The organism is Mycobacterium sp. AZCC_0083 (assembly GCF_014202335.1).
In the GTDB taxonomy this organism is placed as follows: Bacteria; Actinomycetota; Actinomycetes; order Mycobacteriales; family Mycobacteriaceae; genus Mycobacterium.
In genome coordinates this window covers 63,328-81,893 of record NZ_JACHGP010000023.1, presented here as the reverse complement: position 1 = coordinate 81,893, position 18,566 = coordinate 63,328, and the positions used below count along the sequence as shown (strand labels likewise).

General features: G+C 66.3%; 18 protein-coding genes. 9 read left to right on the top strand and 9 right to left on the bottom strand.

The features are described 5' to 3' along the window. The first annotated feature begins 110 nt into the window (after positions 1 to 110). Entirely contained in the window at positions 111 to 854 is a 744-nt protein-coding gene (locus HNP02_RS37675) for a TetR family transcriptional regulator (RefSeq protein WP_184445758.1), read from the top strand. 21 nt (positions 855 to 875) lie between these two features. Here HNP02_RS37675 and HNP02_RS37670 read toward each other — a convergent pair whose 3' ends face one another. The 5 genes from HNP02_RS37670 to fabG all read right to left on the bottom strand — a co-directional run bounded on the left by HNP02_RS37670 (position 876) and on the right by fabG (position 5,326). Beyond that, positions 876 to 1,229 (bottom strand): DUF732 domain-containing protein, encoded by a 354-nt coding sequence (locus tag HNP02_RS37670; protein ID WP_184445757.1) that lies wholly within the window; start codon positions 1,227 to 1,229, stop codon positions 876 to 878. 109 nt (positions 1,230 to 1,338) lie between these two features. Then, positions 1,339 to 2,088: a GntR family transcriptional regulator gene (locus HNP02_RS37665; protein WP_184445756.1), complete on the bottom strand. Its 750-nt coding sequence runs from the start codon at positions 2,086 to 2,088 to the stop codon at positions 1,339 to 1,341. Next, a complete protein-coding gene (locus HNP02_RS37660) occupies positions 2,072 to 3,265 on the bottom strand; it encodes an acyl-CoA dehydrogenase family protein (RefSeq protein WP_184445755.1) in 1,194 nt (397 codons plus the stop codon). Before HNP02_RS37660 ends, HNP02_RS37665 begins: the two co-directional genes overlap by 17 nt. Positions 3,266 to 3,332: 67 nt before the next feature. After that, positions 3,333 to 4,586, bottom strand: coding sequence for an acetyl-CoA C-acetyltransferase (locus HNP02_RS37655; RefSeq protein ID WP_184445754.1), 1,254 nt, complete (start codon positions 4,584 to 4,586; stop codon positions 3,333 to 3,335). Then, a complete protein-coding gene (gene fabG, locus HNP02_RS37650; protein ID WP_184445753.1) occupies positions 4,586 to 5,326 on the bottom strand; it encodes a 3-oxoacyl-ACP reductase FabG in 741 nt (246 codons plus the stop codon). Before fabG ends, HNP02_RS37655 begins: the two co-directional genes overlap by 1 nt. An 89-nt stretch (positions 5,327 to 5,415) precedes the next feature. Here fabG and HNP02_RS37645 point away from each other — a divergent pair, with 89 nt between their 5' ends. Next, positions 5,416 to 6,615, top strand: coding sequence for an acyl-CoA dehydrogenase family protein (locus HNP02_RS37645; protein ID WP_184445752.1), 1,200 nt, complete (start codon positions 5,416 to 5,418; stop codon positions 6,613 to 6,615). A 4-nt stretch (positions 6,616 to 6,619) separates the two neighbouring features. Here the strand turns inward: HNP02_RS37645 and HNP02_RS37640 are convergent, their stop codons facing one another. Then, positions 6,620 to 7,072 carry a MaoC family dehydratase gene (locus tag HNP02_RS37640; RefSeq protein ID WP_184445751.1) on the bottom strand — a complete coding sequence of 151 codons (453 nt, stop codon included), beginning with the start codon at positions 7,070 to 7,072 and terminating at the stop codon, positions 6,620 to 6,622. Between the two features lie 462 nt (positions 7,073 to 7,534). On the opposite strand from HNP02_RS37640, the gene HNP02_RS37635 reads away from it, so the two are divergent. Then, positions 7,535 to 8,287, top strand: a complete 753-nt coding sequence (locus HNP02_RS37635) for a hypothetical protein (RefSeq protein ID WP_184445750.1) — start codon at positions 7,535 to 7,537, stop codon at positions 8,285 to 8,287. 221 nt (positions 8,288 to 8,508) lie between these two features. Then, positions 8,509 to 10,341 carry a bifunctional diguanylate cyclase/phosphodiesterase gene (locus HNP02_RS37630; RefSeq protein WP_184445749.1) on the top strand — a complete coding sequence of 611 codons (1,833 nt, stop codon included), beginning with the start codon at positions 8,509 to 8,511 and terminating at the stop codon, positions 10,339 to 10,341. On the opposite strand, the gene HNP02_RS37625 is transcribed toward HNP02_RS37630, so the two are convergent. After that, positions 10,288 to 11,205 (bottom strand): FAD-binding protein, encoded by a 918-nt coding sequence (locus HNP02_RS37625; protein WP_184445748.1) that lies wholly within the window; start codon positions 11,203 to 11,205, stop codon positions 10,288 to 10,290. The two genes, HNP02_RS37630 and HNP02_RS37625, sit on opposite strands and share 54 nt — an antisense overlap. Positions 11,206 to 11,700: 495 nt before the next feature. On the opposite strand from HNP02_RS37625, the gene HNP02_RS37620 reads away from it, so the two are divergent. Together HNP02_RS37620 and HNP02_RS37615 are read left to right on the top strand one after the other, a co-directional pair. Next, positions 11,701 to 12,378: a TetR/AcrR family transcriptional regulator gene (locus tag HNP02_RS37620; RefSeq protein WP_184445747.1), complete on the top strand. Its 678-nt coding sequence runs from the start codon at positions 11,701 to 11,703 to the stop codon at positions 12,376 to 12,378. 51 nt (positions 12,379 to 12,429) lie between these two features. Then, positions 12,430 to 13,080: a TetR/AcrR family transcriptional regulator gene (locus HNP02_RS37615; protein ID WP_184445746.1), complete on the top strand. Its 651-nt coding sequence runs from the start codon at positions 12,430 to 12,432 to the stop codon at positions 13,078 to 13,080. A gap of 23 nt (positions 13,081 to 13,103) precedes the next feature. Here the strand turns inward: HNP02_RS37615 and HNP02_RS37610 are convergent, their stop codons facing one another. After that, positions 13,104 to 13,505, bottom strand: coding sequence for a PAS domain-containing protein (locus tag HNP02_RS37610; protein ID WP_375373755.1), 402 nt, complete (start codon positions 13,503 to 13,505; stop codon positions 13,104 to 13,106). A gap of 108 nt (positions 13,506 to 13,613) precedes the next feature. On the opposite strand from HNP02_RS37610, the gene HNP02_RS37605 reads away from it, so the two are divergent. The 3 genes from HNP02_RS37605 to HNP02_RS37595 are packed head-to-tail and all read left to right on the top strand — an operon-like array spanning position 13,614 to position 16,870. Continuing rightward, complete coding sequence (locus tag HNP02_RS37605) at positions 13,614 to 14,852, top strand: acyl-CoA dehydrogenase family protein (RefSeq protein WP_184445745.1); 1,239 nt, start codon at positions 13,614 to 13,616, stop codon at positions 14,850 to 14,852. Beyond that, on the top strand, positions 14,853 to 15,971 hold the full coding sequence (locus tag HNP02_RS37600; RefSeq protein WP_184445744.1) for an acyl-CoA dehydrogenase family protein: 1,119 nt from the start codon (positions 14,853 to 14,855) through the stop codon (positions 15,969 to 15,971). After that, positions 15,968 to 16,870 (top strand): DMT family transporter, encoded by a 903-nt coding sequence (locus HNP02_RS37595; protein ID WP_184445743.1) that lies wholly within the window; start codon positions 15,968 to 15,970, stop codon positions 16,868 to 16,870. Before HNP02_RS37600 ends, HNP02_RS37595 begins: the two co-directional genes overlap by 4 nt. Here the strand turns inward: HNP02_RS37595 and HNP02_RS37590 are convergent. Continuing rightward, positions 16,836 to 18,464: an FAD-dependent oxidoreductase gene (locus HNP02_RS37590; RefSeq protein WP_184445742.1), complete on the bottom strand. Its 1,629-nt coding sequence runs from the start codon at positions 18,462 to 18,464 to the stop codon at positions 16,836 to 16,838. The two genes, HNP02_RS37595 and HNP02_RS37590, sit on opposite strands and share 35 nt — an antisense overlap. Positions 18,465 to 18,566 lie beyond the last annotated feature (102 nt).

Sequence of the window (18,566 nt, the reverse complement as noted above, 5' to 3'; positions counted from 1 at the left end):
ACCCCGTGACCAGCACTTCCAGGGCCCAGGCGCCCGCTGCCGGTAGATTGAGTTGGCCCATCCCGTACGGGTGCGGTGCCAGGGGTAGTGATCTTGACGGAGGTGTCCTCGTGGCCAAGCCGGCGACCGCCGAAAAGCGACAACGTCGCGAACGCGGCTCGATCAACCCCGACGACATCATCAAGGGCGCCTTCGAACTCGCCGAGGAACTCGGCATAGACAACGTCAGCATGCCGTTGCTTGGCAAGCATCTCGGCGTGGGCGTGACGAGCATCTACTGGTACTTCCGCAAGAAGGACGAACTCCTCAACGCGATGACCGACCGGGCGTTGAAGCAGTACGTGTTCGCCACGCCGTACGTGGAAGCCAAGGATTGGCGCGAGACGTTGCGCAACCACGCGCGCAGCGTACGAAAGGCGTTCCTGGGCAACCCGATTCTGTGCGACCTGATCCTCATCCGTTCGGCGCTGAGCCCACGCGCGGCCAAGCTCGGCGCCGCCGCGGTGGAGAAGGCGATCGAGAGCCTGGTCGAGGCGGGCCTGTCACCCGAGGACGCCTTCGACACGTACTCCGCGGTGTCGGTGCACGTGCGCGGATCCGTTGTGCTGCAGCGCCTGTACGACAAGAACCGGTCGTCCGACGGCGGATCCGGCGGCTTCGAGGAGAAAATGGTCCTCGCGCCCGAGACGACGCCGCTGCTGGCCAGGCTGAGCGATGAGAGCCACCGGATCGGTGCCCCCGACGACAAGAACTTCGAGTACGGCCTCGACTGCATCCTCGATCATGCCGAGCGGCTGATCGAGCAGGCATCGACCAAGGCGGCTCCGTCGCAACGCCGCAAGGCGGCGCGCTGAATCCGAGCGCTCAGACCTCGGTCAAGCAGGTACGCGATAGCCCGCCGCGGACTGCCGCAACTGCCAGATCTGGGCAGGGCACAGCTCCTGAGTCGCCTGGCTGAGCAGATAAGAGATCTGGAACTCGTCGGACGTGTTGAAGTCGGACCTGATCGAGGACGCCAGATCGGCGTAGCTCTGTTTCTGGCCGATGCGGTCGCAGAGGCCGTGGCCGTAGTCGAGCGCCGCCTGCGCATTCGCGAAGTTGTACCCCGGCCTCAGGGTCACGTTGATGATGTACCCGATGTCATCGGCCTGAGCTGGTGCTGCCGTCACCACTGCGGCGCCCGCGGCGCAGGCCAGAGCTGCAATGACACCGGCAATCGAACGCTTCATTCTCAGCACGATAGCCGAGCGTGACGAGCCAGGAGCCGGTTGCGGCGTTGATATTGCACTGAGGGCCGTCGAAATTGCCGAGGCACGACCGCGATGACAATCCGAACGCTTAGGAACCACCTGCGGCCTCCGACTGAGCAGGCGCATCCGCATCTGCGATCACGCCCCGCTCGATCAGATGGTCGGTGAGTGGCGCGACGCCGACCGTGAAGTGCTCGGCCATCGCCATCCTGGCCCGATTGGCATCCCTGCGCTCGAACGCGGCGATCACGCGACGGTGGTCCCTGATCGACAGCTTCGGCCAGCCGCTCACCGTCGGGAACACCGACTCGGGGGCGTATCGCGTGATGCCCGACATGAACTGGGTGAGCTTCGGTGAGTCCGCTGCCACGTTGATGGTGCGGTGGAACTCGTGGTTGAGCCGGACGGTGCGCTCCAGGTCGTCCTGCTCATAGGCCCGCTCCAGCTCGTCCTGGATTCCGCGAAGGGCGGCCAGTTGCTCGTCGCTGATGTTCTCCGCGGCCCGCGCGGCGAGTTCACCGCCGATGAAGGCCTGCACGTTCGCCACGTCGGCGATGTCGCGCGCGGTCAGCTCGAGCACGACGAAGCCTCGCCGTGGCTGCTGTATCAGCAGCCCCTCGGCGCAGAGGTTCAACAGCGCTTCCCGCACGGGCGTGACGCTGACGCCGAGTTCGACGGCGAGCTGGTCCAGCCGCAGGTACTCCCCTGCCCGGTAGGTGCCGTTGAAGATCCGCCGCCGGACATAGCGCGCGACGTCGTCGGACAGCTGCGGCCTTGCGGCGAACTCCGGTTCCCCCCGTCGCTTCGCTCGCCCCTCCGGGTCAGAGTCGATACTCATGAAGGAGGCTCTTGCTGATGATGGTCTTCTGGATTTCGCTGGTGCCCTCACCGATCAGCAGGAACGGGGCGTCGCGCACGAGTCGCTCGATCTCGTACTCCTTGGAGTAGCCGTAGCCGCCGTGAATCCGGAAGCTCTGCTGGGTCACCTCCGAACAAAACTCGCTGGCAAGGTATTTGGCCATCCCCGCCGCGACGTCGTTGCGCTCCCCCGAGTCCTTCAACCGTGCGGCGTTGACCATCATCAGATGGGCGGCCTCGACCTTCGTCGCCATCTCCGCGAGCTGGAAGGCGATGGCCTGGTGGTCGGCGATCGGCTTGCCGAAGGTGCTGCGCTGCTGGGCGTACCGGACGGCGAGCTCGAACGCCCTGATGCCGACGCCGCACGCGCGGGCAGAGACGTTGACCCTGCCGACCTCGATGCCGTCCATCATCTGGAAGAAGCCTTGCCCTGGCGCGTTGCCGAGCACGTCATCGTCGCTGCACTGGTAGCCGTCGAAGATCAACTCGGTGGTGTCGATGCCCTTGTAGCCGAGCTTGTCGATCTTGCCGGGAATGACCAGCCCTGGCGCCACTTCGCCGAAGCCCGTTGGCTTTTCGATCAGGAACGCCGTCAGGTTGCGGTGCGGCTTGTCGGCTCCCTCGTCGGTCTTCACCAACGCCGCCACCAGCGTGGAGCTGCCGCCGTTGGTCACCCACATCTTCTGCCCGGTGATGGCGTAGCCGCCGCCCGGATTGCGAACGGCCTTGGTGCGGATGGCCGCAACGTCGGAACCCAGCTCCGGCTCGGACATCGAGAAGGCGCCGCGCACCTCGCCGGTCGCCATCCGCGGCAAGAACCGTTGCTTCTGCTCCTCGGTGCCGTGCTGGCGGAGCATGTACGCGACGATGAAGTGGGTGTTGAGCACACCGGACACACTCATCCAGCCGCGGGCCAGCTCCTCAACGCACAGCGCGTAGGTCAGCAAGGATTCGCCGATCCCGCCGTACTCCTCCGGGACCATCAGACCGAACAGGCCCATCGCCTTCATCCGATCGACGATGTGCTGCGGGTAGGTGTCTGAATGCTCCAATTGCTGCGCGTTCGGAATGACCTCCTTGTCCACGAATTGGCGCACGTTGGCGAGGACCTCGGTTTGAAACTCCGTGAGGCCGATCGTCTGAGCCAGCCGGGTCATGCGCGATCCCGCTTCGCTTCTCGCTTGGCTGTCATGCGGCGATCCCGCTTCGCTTCTCGCTTGGCTGTCATCCCGCGACCCTCTCGAACACCGCGGCCAATCCCTGCCCGCCCCCGATGCACATGGTCTCGAGTCCGTACCGCGCGTCGCGCCGGTCGAGTTCGCGCGCCAGCGTCGCCAGCATCCGGCCGCCGGTTGCGCTCACCGGGTGCCCCAGCGAGATGCCCGAGCCGTGCACGTTGGTGCGCTCCCGGTCGGCGTCGGTGAACCCCCATTCGCGCATCACGGCCAGCGCCTGCGCGGCGAACGCCTCGTTGAGTTCGATCAGGTCGACATCAGAGAGTTCGAGCCCAGCGTTCCGCAATGCGACGGCGGTCGCGGGCACCGGGCCGATCCCCATCACGTTCGGCGCCACCCCGGCGACGCCCCACGACACCAGTCGCACTAGCGGTCGCAGGCCCAGCTCGGCCGCCTTCGCCGGTGTGGTGACGATGCACATGGAGGCCGCGTCGTTCTGCCCGCTGGAATTGCCCGCGGTGACGGTGGCCTCTGGATCCTCACGCAGCAGTACGGGTTTGAGCCGGCTCAGCGATTCCACCGAGGTGTCGGCGCGGGGGTGTTCATCGGTGTCGATCAATTCGTCGCCGTTGCGCCCGGGCACGGTGACCGGGACGATCTCCTCGGCGAGGATCCCGTTCTTCTGGGCGGCGATCGCGCGCTGGTGCGACGCCACCGCGAGCTCGTCCTGTTCGGCACGCGAGATGCCGTACTGGCGCCGCAGGTTCTCTGCCGTCTCGAGCATGCCGCCTGGCACCGGGTAGTTGCGCCCGCCCGCGGTGGTGCGGCCGCGGGCCAGGCCGTCGTGCACCGTCACGCCGCCCCGTGCGCCTCCCCACCGCATGTCGGTGGAGTGGAACGCGACGTTGCTCATGCTCTCCGCGCCGCCCGCGACCACCAGATCGTTCGCACCGGCGCCCACCTGCAGGCACGCCTGGATCACCGCCTGCAGGCCCGATCCGCACCGGCGGTCGACCTGCATACCCGGAACCGTCACGGGCAAGCCGGCGTCGAGTGCCACCACCCGCCCGATCGCCGGGGCCTCTGGCGAGGGATAGCAGTGCCCAAGGATGACGTCACCTATCGCGTCGGGCGCCACGCCCGTCCGCTCCAGCAGACCCTTCAGCGCGGCTACGCCCAGATCGACGGCGGTCACCGACTTGAACATTCCGCCGTAGCGGCCGATCGGAGTGCGGACCGGTTCGCAGATCACTGCGGACGCGAGGAGCGATGTAAAAGAAGTGTCTCTCGTGAAGTCGCCCATCAGATGTGCCTTCCCCCAGTCACTTCCAGCACGGTGCCGGTCATGTACGACGACAGGTCCGAAGCCAGGAACAGCGCGACGTTGGCCACCTCGGCCGGTTCCCCGGCCCGGGCCATCGGTATCTCGGCGAGCTTGGAATCCCAGATCCTTTGCGGCATGGCCTCGGTCATCGCCGAACGGATCAGGCCCGGCTGGATCGCGTTGATCCGCACGCCGAGATGCGCGACCTCCTTGGCCGCTGCCTTGGTCAGGCCCACGATGCCCGCCTTGGCCGCCGAGTAGTTGGTCTGCCCGATCAGCCCGACCTTGCCGGAGATCGACGAGATGTTGACGATGGCGCCGCGCTTGTTCTCCCGCATGACGTCGGCCGCCTTGCGGGTGCCATTCCAGGTGCCCTTCAAGTGGACGGCGATGACCTGGTCGAACTGCTCCTCGGTCATCTTGCGCATCGTGGCGTCCCTGGTGATACCCGCGTTGTTCACCATGACGTCGAGTCCGCCGAACGTCTCCACCGCGGCGGCGATGAGCGCCTCGACGTCGGCGGCCTTCGTCACGTCACAGCGCACCGCGGCAGCGACGTCGCCACCGCCGAGTTTCTCCACCGCAGCCGCGGAGGCATCCGGATCGAGGTCGCCGAGCACCACCCGCGCCCCCTCGGCGACGTAACGCTCGGCGATCGCGAAGCCGATCCCCTGCGCTCCGCCGGTGACCACCGCGGTTCGTCCGTCGAGCAAAGCCATGCGCTCACCCTTCCTGAAGGTTTTCACAACATAAAATATGATATTTGTTGCACGACGCCTACACCGCCCCCCGGTCAGGAGCACGACGCATGGCAGACCCCGCCGTCTCTGAAGCCGACTTCCGGGACATCCTCGACGCGACGCGGCACTTCATCCGGTCCGCTGTGATGCCTCGCGAGCTGGAGATCATGGCCGACAACCGGGTGCCCGACGACATCCGCAACCAGGCCAAGGAGATGGGTCTGTTCGGCTACGCGATCCCACAGGAGTGGGGCGGGCTCGGCCTGAACATCGCCCAGGACGTCGAGATGGCGATGGAGTTCGGCTACACCACGTTGGCGCTACGGTCGATGTTCGGTACCAACAACGGCATCGCCGGTCAGGTGCTCGTCGGCTTCGGCACCGACGAGCAGAAGAGCCGCTGGCTGGACGGGATCGCCGGTGGCGAGGTCGTGGCGTCCTTCGCGCTGACCGAGTCGGGCGCGGGGTCGAACCCGGCGGGCTTGCGCACCAAGGCGATTCGGGACGGTTCGGACTGGGTGATCACCGGCCAGAAGCGGTTCATCACCAATGCGCCGACCGCCGACCTGTTCGTCGTCTTCGCCAGGAGCAGGCCTGCGGACTCCGACGGCCCAGGCATCGCGGTGTTCCTGGTGCCCGCCGACGCCGCTGGCGTGGTGGTTGGCACGAAGGACGCCAAGATGGGCCAGGAAGGCGCATGGACCGCCGACGTCGGTCTCGACGAGGTGCGGGTGGGCGACGACGCGCTCATCGGCGGGGCCGAGGACATCGGCTACCGAGCCGCCATGACATCACTGGCACGGGGCCGCATCCACATCGCCGCGCTGGCGGTGGGCGCCGCGCAGCGCGCGCTTGACGAATCGGTGAACTACGCCGCCACCGCCACCCAGGGCGGCACGCCGATCGGCGACTTCCAGCTGGTGCAGGCGATGATCGCCGACCAGCAGACCGGGGTGATGGCCGGGCGTGCGCTAGTGCGCGATGCCGCGCGCGTATGGCTATTGGGCGAGGATCGCCGCATCGCCCCGTCCGCCGCGAAGCTGTTCTGCACCGAGATGGTCGGCAACGTCGCCGATCTCGCCGTGCAGATCCACGGCGGCAGCGGCTACATGCGGGAGGTGACGGTCGAGCGCATCTACCGCGACGTCCGGTTGCTCCGCCTCTACGAGGGCACCAGTGAGATCCAGCGCCTCATCATCGGCAGCGGACTGGTCAGAGCCGCGCAGCGGTCGTCACCTGGGGCGAGCGAAGCGACGGGGGGATCCTAGAAACTCAGGCGATGTAGCGGACGATCGACTCCACCACGGCCGCAGGCTTGTCGGTGCCTTCGATCTCCACCGTGATCGTCGTGGTCGCCTGGACTGCCCCGTCCAGCTGATTGACCGAGGTGAGTTCACCGCGTGCCCGCACGTTCGCGCCCACCTTCACCGGGGTGATGAAACGGACCTTGTTGTAGCCGTAGTTCACCGCCAGCGCGATGTTGGCCACGCGATACAGCTGCTGGGAGAAATGCGGTAGCAGCGACAGCGTCAGCAAGCCGTGCGCGATGGTGCCGCCGAACGGCCCGGCGGCCGCCTTTTCGGGGTCGACGTGTATCCACTGGTGGTCGTCGGTGGCGTCGGCGAACAGGTTGACGCGCTCTTGGCTGATCGTCAGCCACTCGGTGGGTCCGAACTGACTACCCTTTGCCGCCGCGAACTCATCCAGACCCTCGAAGACCTTCACAGCACTCCCTAGAACGATGACGCCGACCCCACTAGCCGACCCAACATGTGTAGCGCGTCGCCTTTCCCGGCACCAGTCCGGCCTCGCCCGACGTCCACCGTCCGGGCCCCGTAGCCGCCGCCGAGGCGACGACGAGCCTTTGCCGACACCACCCAGTGAACACTCGGGAAACTCTCGTATACTGCCCCGGGCGGGCCCTGAAGCCGACGCATAGTTTGCCATCATGACGATTTGGCTACCTAATTGCTGGTATCGAAGCCATCGCCATGATCGATGAATTGTCCAATCCACAATAACAGGCTAAAAGTATTTTTATTGAGCAAACAACGGTCAATACAAGATCAACGCAATGGCTCCAAACGGGCGCCAAAGAGCGATACTTAGACGGTATTTGCTATCCATTGGATGCGCATATGTGGCAGCGGCTTCAACAACCAGGCCTGCCCCAGAGAACGGACACCTATGAGCGTTTCGACGCTGGATGCCAGCGATTGCCTTCCCGTTTGCCTCGACCGCAGCATCGAGTGGTGGGATCCGGACACCGAGTGCACGCTCGTGGCAGCCGAGCCGACGACGGAACCGCGACTTTGGGCGGAATACGTACGTGGCGCACAGGACAGCTACTGCCGGCACGGCGTCGAGCGCGCGCTTGACCTGGAATCACTGCGCAAACCCAGCGATACTTCGCTGTTCCTGGCCGTGATGGACCAGGGCGGCCAGATGGTGGCCGGCGTTCGGGCCAAGGGGCCATACGGCGCAGCCGACGAATCGCACGCGGTCGTCGAGTGGCACGGGCGCCCCGGTTTGGACACGGTTCGGAAGTTGATCAGCGATCGAATCCCGTTCGGTGTCGTGGAAATCAAAACCGCGTGGGTGACCGACGACCCGGCCCGAAATCGTTCGCTCACCAACGTCCTCGCCCGTTTTCCGTTGCACTCCGTATTGTTGCTCGACGCCAAATTCGCGTTGGCCACCAGTGGCACGCACGTACTGGCCCGATGGCGCGCGACGGGCGGGTTGGTGGCGACCCAAGTTCCACCCACTCCCTATCCCGACGAGCGATATCAGACAACGATGATGTGGTGGGACCGCGGCACGTTCGCCAAGCACGCCGAGTCTCGGCAAGCTTCGCGGATCGCCGCCGAATTCCGGCTAATCGCCAGACATTTGGACGGGGCAGGTGAGACCCGCCTGCTGGCCGGAAGCCAACAGTGACGGTCCACTCCGACCGACACCGGGACCACGCCACGGTCGGCGTTGCGTCGATGCGTGGCAACACACTGCAATACAATTTCCGAGAATTGGCGACCACTCCTTCCGGACGGAGCGCAGGCCCCGGTTCTTGACCGGCGCCCCGCGACCATCGGTGCGATGCCGCCGCCGCGCGCTTCGCCAGTACCTTTCACCGCAAGGCTGACGAGATACTGGAGGAACGGGTGCAAAGCAGCCTCGACGTCGTCGTCACCCGGGTGGCGACGCGCCTGATGGGAGTCGACGCGGCCTCCTCCGTCAAGGTCAGCAGGCAGGTGATGGCCGACCTCGTCTCCCACTTCGACGTCGACATCGGCTTCCTGCGCCACCATGACCACCGAATTCACGCCACCCGGCTGATCGCGAAGTGGCCACCGCGCGCCGACGTCGATCCGCTCGAGCTGATCTACTTCGCCGAGGCCGATCCCATGTTCGCGTTCGCGGAGCACCTCACAGAACCGACGGTGTTTCACGCCGAGGCAGAGGACTACCAACGTGCCACCCAAGACCGCAGACAGGTACCGACTTCCTCGGTAGTGTGCGCGCCGCTGTTGTCCGGTGACGTCACCACCGGCGTGCTCGGTTTCGTCAAGCATGGCGCTCGCGAATGGAGCGTCGCCGAGCTCAACGCGTTGATGGCGATCACCTCGTTGTTCGCGCAGGTCCAGGCGCGCGTCGAGGCGGAAGACCAGCTGCGCTATCTGGCCGAGCACGACGATCTGACGGGTCTACGCAATCGGCGGGCACTACTGGCAGACGTGGACGCGCGCTTGGCGCCTGGGCAGCCGAGTCCCGTCGCAGCACTGTTCATCGACCTGGACCGGTTGAAGGCCATCAACGACTACCTCGGCCACACCGCCGGTGACCGCTTCATCCAAGCGCTGGCCGACCGGCTGGAGGCAGCGACCGGCGAGCGCGACATGATCGCGCGCCTTGGCGGCGACGAGTTCGTCGTGATACCGGCACTGCCGATGTCGGCGGAGAAAGCCGAGGCGCTCGCCCACCAATTGCAGTCCGTCCTGCGCGAACGGGTGGCCATCGACGGCGAGTTGCTCGCCCGCACGGTGAGCATCGGGGTCGCCTTGGGCGTTCCGGGTAGTGACACCACGACGGATTTGATCCGTCGGGCCGATCAGGCGGTCCTCACCGCCAAGGCCGCAGGCGGGAACCACGTTTCCATGTTCTCCGCTGACATGTCGCTGACGTCGGAGTACCGCACCGACATCGAACTGCATCTGCAGAGCGCCATCGAGACCGGGGGGCTGTTTCTGCGCTACCTGCCTGAGGTCGACATGCGCACCGGTGAAGTACTCGCCATAGAGGCGCTGGTTCGATGGCAGCATCCGACCCGGGGGCTGCTACCTCCTGCCTCGTTCATCGCGGTCGCCGAATCCATCAATCTCGCAGGCGAACTCGGCCGTTGGGTAATGCGTACGGCGTGCTTGGATTTCACGCGGTGGCGCTCGCATGGTCTGGGCGCCAACACCGTGCTGCGGCTGAACGTCTCGCCGATGCAGCTGGTTTCAGATGGTTTCGTCGACTCCGTGGCGAGCACGTTGCGCGAGTTCGGCCTCGAGCGGGGCTCGGTGTGCCTTGAGATCACCGAGAGCGTCGTCGTTCAGGACATCGAGACCACCGGCGTCACGCTGGCCGCTCTCAAGCAGGCAGGTGTCGCGCTGGCCATCGACGACTTCGGTACCGGCTACAGCGTGTTCGCACACCTCAAGGCGCTACCAGTGGACCTGCTCAAGATCGACAGGGGATTCGTCACCGATCTGGGCACCAATCCGGACGATCTCGCGATCGTGCGGGCGATCATCGCACTCGCCGAGGCATTCGGCTTGCAACTGGTGGCCGAGGGCGTCGAGACCGAGGTCGCCGCGAGGACGTTGCTACACCACGGTTGTTACCGGGCGCAGGGCTTTCTGCTTTCGCATCCGCTGAGCGCCGGGCACATGGAGGCGCTATTGGCCAAAGGCCGTGTGCCCATGCACTTTTCCGCAACGCCAAAGATCTGACGGAACCTGACGGGATTCGCGGAGATGGCCGCGCAGCTGACGCCCTGACCCCGAGCAGACCGGTTCGACGACGGCGGGCGCCGCAATGGTGATCAGCTCGACGCGCCCGAAGCGGCTGGCGGACCGCCCGACGAGGCACACCTGCTTGCGGTCGCCTTGGGATGGGGAGGTGAGCTGGCCGGCCGCAGCCGGCCCATTGTCAGGCGGCGACAACGTGACGCCGCGGCGGGTGCCGACGGCGTACGGACCATCGGGCGTGTCGAGCACGACCCCGACGATCAGCCCTTCCTCGAAGACGATGCGTTGCAGCGAGCTGGCCGAGAGCACTTCGACGTCGCGGTCGTACGCCTGCCCGCCCATCCAGTCGAGCAGGTCGTGTTCGCCAAGGCCGTCGTGCCAGTCGATCTCGCCGACTGGGATGACCTCGATGGCCTCGCCGTCGGACGAACGCATCCTGGTGCGCTGCCAACCGAAGACGCTCGAGTGCAGCGTCCCGTACGGCGACCCGAGGCACTGGATGTCCCAGGCCCGGATCGTGGCGCCGACGAACGGCTCCACCGACCGGCCGTCGCCCGTCCACGGGCGCGCGACCCGCGTCGGCACGCGAGACGCGCCGGGACGCCGGGCCAGCGGGTCGAGACCCTCGACCACGGCAGCGAGGAAATCCTCGGTCTCGACGTCCACGCCGTCGTGCTGCAACCATCCGCGCGCCGCGCCGAGACCCCCATGAGTCGCCACCGACGCAGCAATCTGACCCGTGTCGGCGACGATGACGTCTTCGCCCGCGTCAACGGTGGCGATGGCAGTGGCCAGGCCCCCGATTCCAGCGCCGATACACACAAGGTCGACTTCTGTATCCCACATCTGCGTTAACTACCTAAAGATTGCTTACCCTGAATCGTGAGGAGTGGAAGTTGTCGCGAAACTGTCGCGATGACGTCCGTCGCCGCGGGCATTTGCGCGCGGTATTTCGTCCTTGGGAACCGATTATCTAGAGCTCCAGCGGCCGAACTGAGTACTGACCCGTCGCACCGAGTTCGAGTCGCCACGGTCCGCACTGAATTCGAAGGGGGGTTTGCCAATGCGGGCCGTGGCAACATCAGGGACGTACCACTGGCGTGGCACGTACGGGCCTGACCGAGCATGCTGGTCACGGCCCTCGACGACGTCACGACCCCGCAGTCAGCCACAGCCGAACGCGGACCAAGAGTCATCACATCCCGTACTTTACATACCTTTGGATTGTTATGCAGCTAAGGTGATGACTTAAAGTCTGCGGCAAAATCGGCCACCATTGACACTGGACAATGACCGGTCCAGGGGAATCGGGATAGTCGGGGTTAGTGGCAAGGGCTGACGGTGACTGAGCAGGCGGACAGAAGGGCCGACGCGACGCGGCAGCAGATACTGCAAGCCGCGGCACACGAGTTCGCCACCCGGCCCTACAGCCAGGTCAACCTCGACGACATCGTGGCGAGCGCCGACGTCACCAAGGGCGCCCTGTACTTCCACTTCCGGTCAAAGCACGCGTTGGCCAACGCCGTCATCGAGCATCGCGCCGAGCGAGGCTGGGCCACCGTCGAGCAACTTCGCACCAACGGACTGTCCGGACTCGAGACCACGATCGACGTCGCCTACGTGATCGCGGTCTCCGACATCGGCGAGGCGGATGCCCGGGCCGGTCTCAATCTGCTCGAGGCCGTCGGCCGCTTCGACGGCCTTCAGGCGAAGGTGCTCGACGTCTGGGTCAATGGCTTCGCGTCGCTGACCCGTCGCGCCATCGGCGAGGGCGACGTCGTCGAGCACGTCGACCCCGAACACACGGCCCGCCTTCTGGTCTCGATGTATCTGGGTCTGCGGCAGACGAGCAACCTGGACGAACCCGAAAGTTTCATCCGCGATCTGGAGTCGCTGTGGATGCTGGTCCTTCCGGGTTTCGCAAATCCCGAGAAGCTCGGTTACTTCGCAGGCTTCATCCGGCGCCGATCCGCACTCGCCGTCAAGAACGCCGTCCCTTTGCGCGCCAACAATCTATGATCCTGGGGGCGGCGAACTGCCGTCTCTATGGGCTGATGGAGGTGCACGGGGGTGGTGCGCCAGGCCAGATCCGAGGCCACTAGACGGAGGATCATCGACTCGGCTGTCGCCTTGATCAACGAGATCGGTTATCCCGCCAGCGGTCTCGCTGACATCATCGAGCGCGCCGAACTCACCAAGGGCGCCTTGTACTACCACTTCGAGTCGAAGGAGGCGGTGGCGACCGCCATCATCGAGGAAGGCACGGACACGATCCTCGGTGCCTTCCGTTCCGCGGGCAGATCTGGTTCCCCGGCGATGGAGAACATCGTGCACGGCTGGTTCGTCGTCGCCGATGCCATCACGGCCGACAGCGTCGCGCAGGCGGCGTGTCGGTTACTGCGCACGTTCGGCGGATTCAACCCCTCAGCGAAGGCCACCTACGGCGTTCTCGAAGCCGAGTTCGCCGAGCGCGTCCGCGCGGCCGTCGAGCAGGGCGATGTCCGGTCCGACATCGATGCCGATGCCGTCGTCGCGACGGTCCTGGCCTCGATGCTGGGGGCCGAACTGGTCTCGAGCGCGATGACCGATGGACGCGATCTTCGGCGCCGCTTCGCGCGCACGCTGGAGATCCTGCTGCCCGCAATCGTTACCGGGGACTCGCTCGGGTACTACCGCGAATTCCTCGCCCGCCAGTCGATGCGCATCTTGCCGTCGTCCTAGAATTCGGCACGGCAGAACTGGCCTTATAGTTCCTCGGACCACAGCCGTTCGGTGACGTCCTGGAACGTCGCGAGTGCGACGGGGTCGTCACCCCGAAGAAGTGCCGACTTGCTCATCCTTGCGCGGACGACCGAGCGGTCCCGGTGGCGCAACTCGACGACAAGGCCGGCGTGGGCCTGCAGAACGGACAGTGTCGATTCGTCGGCAGGCATGCTGTGAAACACCTGCCGGAACCTCAACGCCATGACCTCGTCGACGCTCCTGCCCACCATCTCGGCGAAGGCGCCGTTGGCGAAGATGATCGAACCGTCCTCGGCGATGGCCAGCACCGGCACCGGGAACCGCTCCAGCAAGACCAACGCAGGCAGCTCACTCAACAGTGTCATCGGCGACCGCCGGGTCTCTCCATCACGACGCCTGTCCACGGGTTGATTATTGCGCCTTGGGGGGCGATCTGCGGGCACCCCGACATGAATCCGAGTTGGGTAACTAGGTTTACTGTCTGGGTACGGTCATCGACGGACGGGGAACCCATGGATCTGACGTGGTCGCCCACCGACATCGCCTTTCGCGATGAGGTGCGGGCCTTCCTGCAGGACAAGCTGACACCGGAACTGCAGCGGGCCGGTCGCCTGATGACGAGCGTCTACAGCGACCACGAGGCGAGCCTGCAGTGGCAGGCGATCCTGCACGAACGCGGTTGGGCAGCACCGGCTTGGCCGGTCGAACACGGCGGCTGCGATTGGAGCCTGACGCAGCACTACGTCTTCAGCCGCGAGTCGACGCTGGCGGGCGCCCCATCACTGTCACCGATGGGCATCCGGATGGTCGCGCACGCGATCGTCGCCTACGGCACGCAAGCACAGAAGGACTTCTTCCTGCCCCGCATCCTGACCGGCGAGGTGTTCTTCTGCCAGGGCTACTCCGAACCCGAATCCGGGTCCGATCTGGCATCGCTGTCCATGGCCGCCGTCTCAGATGAAGCGAGCGGCGACTTGATCTGCACCGGCAGCAAGATCTGGACCACGCACGCCAGGGAGGCCAACTGGATGTTCGGCCTGGTCCGGACGTCGCGCACCGCCAAGAAGCAGCAGGGCATCACGTTCGTGCTGATCGACATGAGTACGCCCGGCATCGAGATACGGCCGCTGGTGATGACGTCCGGCGAGGAGATCCAGACTCAGGTCTACTTCGACGAGGTTCGGGTTCCGAAGTCGAACGTCATCGGCCAGATCGACGACGGCTGGACGGTCGCCAAGTACCTGCTGGAGTTCGAGCGTGGCGGCGGCGCCAACGCCCCCGCACTACAGGTGAGAGCCGCGGAGGTGGCCGCCGCGGCGGCAAGCCAGCCCGGCCCCGCCGGCGGCAGCTTGATCGACGACCCCGGGTTCGCCCGCAAGCTCGCCGACGCACGCATCCGCACCGAGGTGCTCGAGATCCTCGAGTACCGCGTGCTGGCCGCACTGTCCGGCGGCGGGCACCCGGGATCGGCATCGTCGATGCTCAAGATCCTGTCGACCGAACTCAGTCAAGCGCTCACCGAACTGTCCATGGAAGCGGCGGGACCCCGTGGCCGGGCGTACCAGCCACACGCCGCCCTTCCCGGCGGGCCAGTCACCGGGTACGAACCTCCAGCGGATGGCTACGTCAGTGGCGAGCCGTGGCAAGCCGTGGCTCCGCTGCACTACTTCAACGACCGCGCAGGCTCGATCTTCGCGGGCAGCAACGAAATTCAACGAAACATTCTCGCCAAGGCGGAGTTGGGACTCTAGATGGACTTCACCCTCTCGAACGAACAGGAACTGTTGCGCGACGGCCTCTCGAAGTTCCTGTCGACGCGCTACGACTTGGAGGCCAGCCGGGCGGCCGTCAAGACCGGAGCGGGCTGGCAGCCCGACATTTGGCGGGCATTCGCCGATGAACTCGGCATCCTCGGCGCCGCCTTGCCCGAGAACGTCGGCGGCATCGGCGGTGGGCCCGTCGAGGTGATGGTCATCGCAGAAGCCCTCGGCCACGCACTGGTCGTCGAGCCGTACGTGGACACCGCCGTGGTGGCCGCCGGCCTGCTGCGCCGCGCGGACGGCGACGTCGCCACAGCGCTGCTCGAGGACATCGTCGCCGGCCGGGCGATCGTCGCACTGGCCGCCGCGGAGGCGGGATCCGGTGATCGCTGGCAGGACGCCGCGACCACGGCGCGACGGGACGGCTCCGAGTGGGTTCTCGACGGCGCCAAGATCATGGCCGTCGGCGCCCCCATCGCGACGCACCTGTTGGTCACCGCCCGTACCGACAGTGGTATCTCGTTGTTCTGCGTGGACGTCGGCACGGCAGGCCTCGAGTTCCACGGTTACCGCACGATCGACGACCGCCGAGCCGCCGATCTGGTGCTCACCGGTCTGCGACTGCCCGCCGACGCGCTTCTCGGTGAGGAGGGGCAGGCGTGGCCGTCGCTCGATCGGGCCCGCGACGAGGGCGCGGCCGCCGTCTGCGCGGAGGCTGTCGGCGGCATGCGAAAGGTGCTGGCCGACACCGTCGAATACTGCAAGCAGCGCCAACAGTTCGGACAGCCGATCGGGAGCTTCCAGGTGCTGCAGCACCGGATGGTCGACATGCACATGGAACTCGAGCAGTCCGTTGCGGCCGTGTATCTCGCGGTGCTCAACCTCGAGGCCGAGCCGGCGACGAGGGCGCGGGCGGTGTCGGCGGCCAAGGCTACGATCGGTCGGGCGGCCAGATTCATCGGCCAGAACGCGGTCCAGCTGCACGGCGGCATGGGCATGACGGAGGAGCTGGCGATCGGGCACTACTTCAAGCGACTCACCGCGGTGCAGTACGAGTTCGGTACGACCGACCATCACCTGGCGCGATATGCGGAGCTGACCAAGGCGTGAGCCTTCGCGGGTGGGTGTTGTTCGCCGCCATGAGCGTCATCTGGGGTATCCCCTACCTGCTCATCAAGATTGCGGTGGAGGGCGTGTCGGTGCCCGTCCTGGTGCTGGCACGAACCGCGATCGGCGCTGCCGTGCTGCTGCCCCTCGTGCTATCCCACGTGACGTGGGCCCCGGTGTTCCGGCATTGGCGCCCGGTATTGGTGTTCGCGTTCTTCGAGATCATCGCCGCGTGGGCGCTGCTGTCGGATGCCGAGCGCCACCTGTCCAGTTCGTTGACCGGCCTGCTGATCGCGGCTGCACCGATCATCGCCGTGGTGCTGGACCGATTGACCGGCGGCGAAACGCGATTCGGCGTCAAACGGATTGCGGGGCTGGCCGTCGGGCTCTTCGGCGTCGCCGTGCTTGCCGGGCCCGAACTCACCGGAGGCAGCGCGTGGTCCGTCGCCGAGGTGATGTTGGTGGCGACCTGCTATGCAATCGCTCCCCTGGTTGCCGCGCGCTACCTCGGCGACGTGCCGACGCTGCCGCTCACGGCCGCATGCCTGAGCGTTGCCGCTGTGGTGTACGCCGGCCCAGCGGCGGCGACGTGGCCCGACCGCCTGCCAAGCACCCGAATCCTGTTGGCGTTGGCGGGCCTTGCCGTGGTCTGCACCGCGTTGGCCTTCATCGTGTTCTTCGCCCTGATCCGCGAGGTCGGCGCCACACGCGCGCTGGTGTTCACCTACGTCAACCCTGCGGTGGCGCTGGCGGCCGGGGTGATCATCCTCAACGAACCCCTGACACCGTGGAACGTCGCGGGCCTGGCGTTGATTCTGGGCGGTTCGGTGCTGGCCACCCGTCGGCCCGACGCGGACCCGGTGCCCGTTACCCCGGAACCGACTGGGGTTGGGCCGCGCTGAGCATCTCGGCGACCGCGACGATCTTCACCCGCGGGCGCGAGGTCGCTGCGCCGCGCACACGCTCCTCCTCGTCGATCGCCCGCCATCCGCGCCACGGAATCGGGCGGGCTCCGCGCTCGGCGAGCAAGGCCTGCAACGCATCCCGGTCCTCTACGACCCGATCGAGTAGCCCGGCGTCGAAGTCGTCCCATAGCGCGGCGACCGTCTCCTCGGCACACGCTCGGTTGGTGCCGATCATGCCTCGGGGGCCCCGTTTGATCCAGCCCGTGACGTAGACGCCGGCGACCCGGCTGCCGGACCCGTCCAGCACGCGGCCGTCGTCGTTGGGGATGACGCCGTTGGCGTCGTCGTAGGCCAGCCCGGGCATCGGCGCACCCCGATAGCCGATGGAACGCAGGATGAGTCCCGCGTCGATCACGTCGCCGCCGTCCAGCCGCAGACCCTCGGCCCGTTCGACACCCACCACCTCTATCGGAGTTGCGTTGAACCGGAACACGATTCGCTTGTTGCCAGGAGTCGGTGCCCGCCGCGCGTACTCGCCGGCGATCTCCAGTATGAACGAGGTCTCGACGTCGGCGTCGTCGTCGGCGTCGTCGGAAAAGGTCTCGGACGTGTCACCGGGTTCGATGACGACGTCGACGCCGTCGAGGCGGCCGAGCGCGAGGAACTCGCCGACAGAGAAGGCGGCATCGCGAAGGCCGCGCCGACCGAGGATCACCACCTCTTCGATGGCGCTGTGGCACAACGCATCCAGCGCATGCTCGGCGGCGTCGGTGGCGGCCAGGCCATCGGAGCCCATCAGCAGGACCCTGGCGACGTCGAGCGCCACGTTGCCGTTGCCGACGATCACCGCCCGCGACGAGCCGAGATCGAACGAATGCGCGGCGCGATCGGGGTGGCCGTTGTACCAGCCGACGAAGTCCGCGGCGGCGTGGCTGCCCGGTAGCTCCTCCCCCGGAATTCCCAACGTACGACTCGTCGCCGCGCCGAAGGCATAGATCACGGCGTGGTGGTGCGCCAGCAATTCGTCGTGGGTGACGTCCCTGCCCACCTCGACGTTGAGGTGACACCCGAACCGCTTGCTCGTGAACACGTGCTCGAAGACGTTGGTCACCGCCTTGGTGTGCAGATGATCGGGCGCCACACCAGCACGGATCAGCCCGAACGGTGTCGGCAGCCGCTCGAAGAGCTCGACCTCCACACCGTCGACGTCGATCAGCTCGGCCGCGGCGTAACAGGCGGCGGGACCAGCCCCGACGATGGCGACCCGCAGCGCACCCGGCGTCACCGCAGGACGCGACCGACGCGCCGGGGTCTCGTCGGGTTCGAGCGGGTGGCGCTCGAAGTAGGCGGCGTTCATCTCCTTGAACCGCTCGAGGTGCGACGGCAGATCCTCGTCGTAGTGGATCGCGTCGACCGGGCACTCGTCGAGGCACGCACCGCAGTCGATGCACGACTCCGGGTCGATGTAGAGCATCGTCGCAGTTGACATCGGGGCCGTTGACGAGTCGTCAATGGGCCGGATGCAGTCGACGGGGCACACCGGCACACAGCTGGCGTCCTTGCAGCAATTCTGCGTGATCACGTATGCCACGGTTTCCCCTTCCGGCGTTGGCGCCACACTCTACTGGACAGGTGTCTGATTTGGTCATGTGTCGTGACTTACGACATACCGCCAGCGCGGGTGGGCGACCAC

What these genes read in the sequence shown, in the direction of transcription:
- HNP02_RS37635 (WP_184445750.1), top strand. Translation starts at nt 7,535, where the DNA reads ATGAGCGTTTCGACGCTGGATGCCAGCGATTGCCTTCCCGTTTGCCTC.
- HNP02_RS37605 (WP_184445745.1), top strand. Translation starts at nt 13,614, where the DNA reads ATGGATCTGACGTGGTCGCCCACCGACATCGCCTTTCGCGATGAGGTG.
- HNP02_RS37645 (WP_184445752.1), top strand. Translation starts at nt 5,416, where the DNA reads ATGGCAGACCCCGCCGTCTCTGAAGCCGACTTCCGGGACATCCTCGAC.
- HNP02_RS37600 (WP_184445744.1), top strand. Translation starts at nt 14,853, where the DNA reads ATGGACTTCACCCTCTCGAACGAACAGGAACTGTTGCGCGACGGCCTC.
- HNP02_RS37670 (WP_184445757.1), bottom strand. Translation starts at nt 1,229, where the DNA reads ATGAAGCGTTCGATTGCCGGTGTCATTGCAGCTCTGGCCTGCGCCGCG.
- HNP02_RS37655 (WP_184445754.1), bottom strand. Translation starts at nt 4,586, where the DNA reads ATGGGCGACTTCACGAGAGACACTTCTTTTACATCGCTCCTCGCGTCC.
- fabG (WP_184445753.1), bottom strand. Translation starts at nt 5,326, where the DNA reads ATGGCTTTGCTCGACGGACGAACCGCGGTGGTCACCGGCGGAGCGCAG.
- HNP02_RS37665 (WP_184445756.1), bottom strand. Translation starts at nt 2,088, where the DNA reads ATGAGTATCGACTCTGACCCGGAGGGGCGAGCGAAGCGACGGGGGGAA.
- HNP02_RS37660 (WP_184445755.1), bottom strand. Translation starts at nt 3,265, where the DNA reads ATGACCCGGCTGGCTCAGACGATCGGCCTCACGGAGTTTCAAACCGAG.
- HNP02_RS37625 (WP_184445748.1), bottom strand. Translation starts at nt 11,205, where the DNA reads ATGTGGGATACAGAAGTCGACCTTGTGTGTATCGGCGCTGGAATCGGG.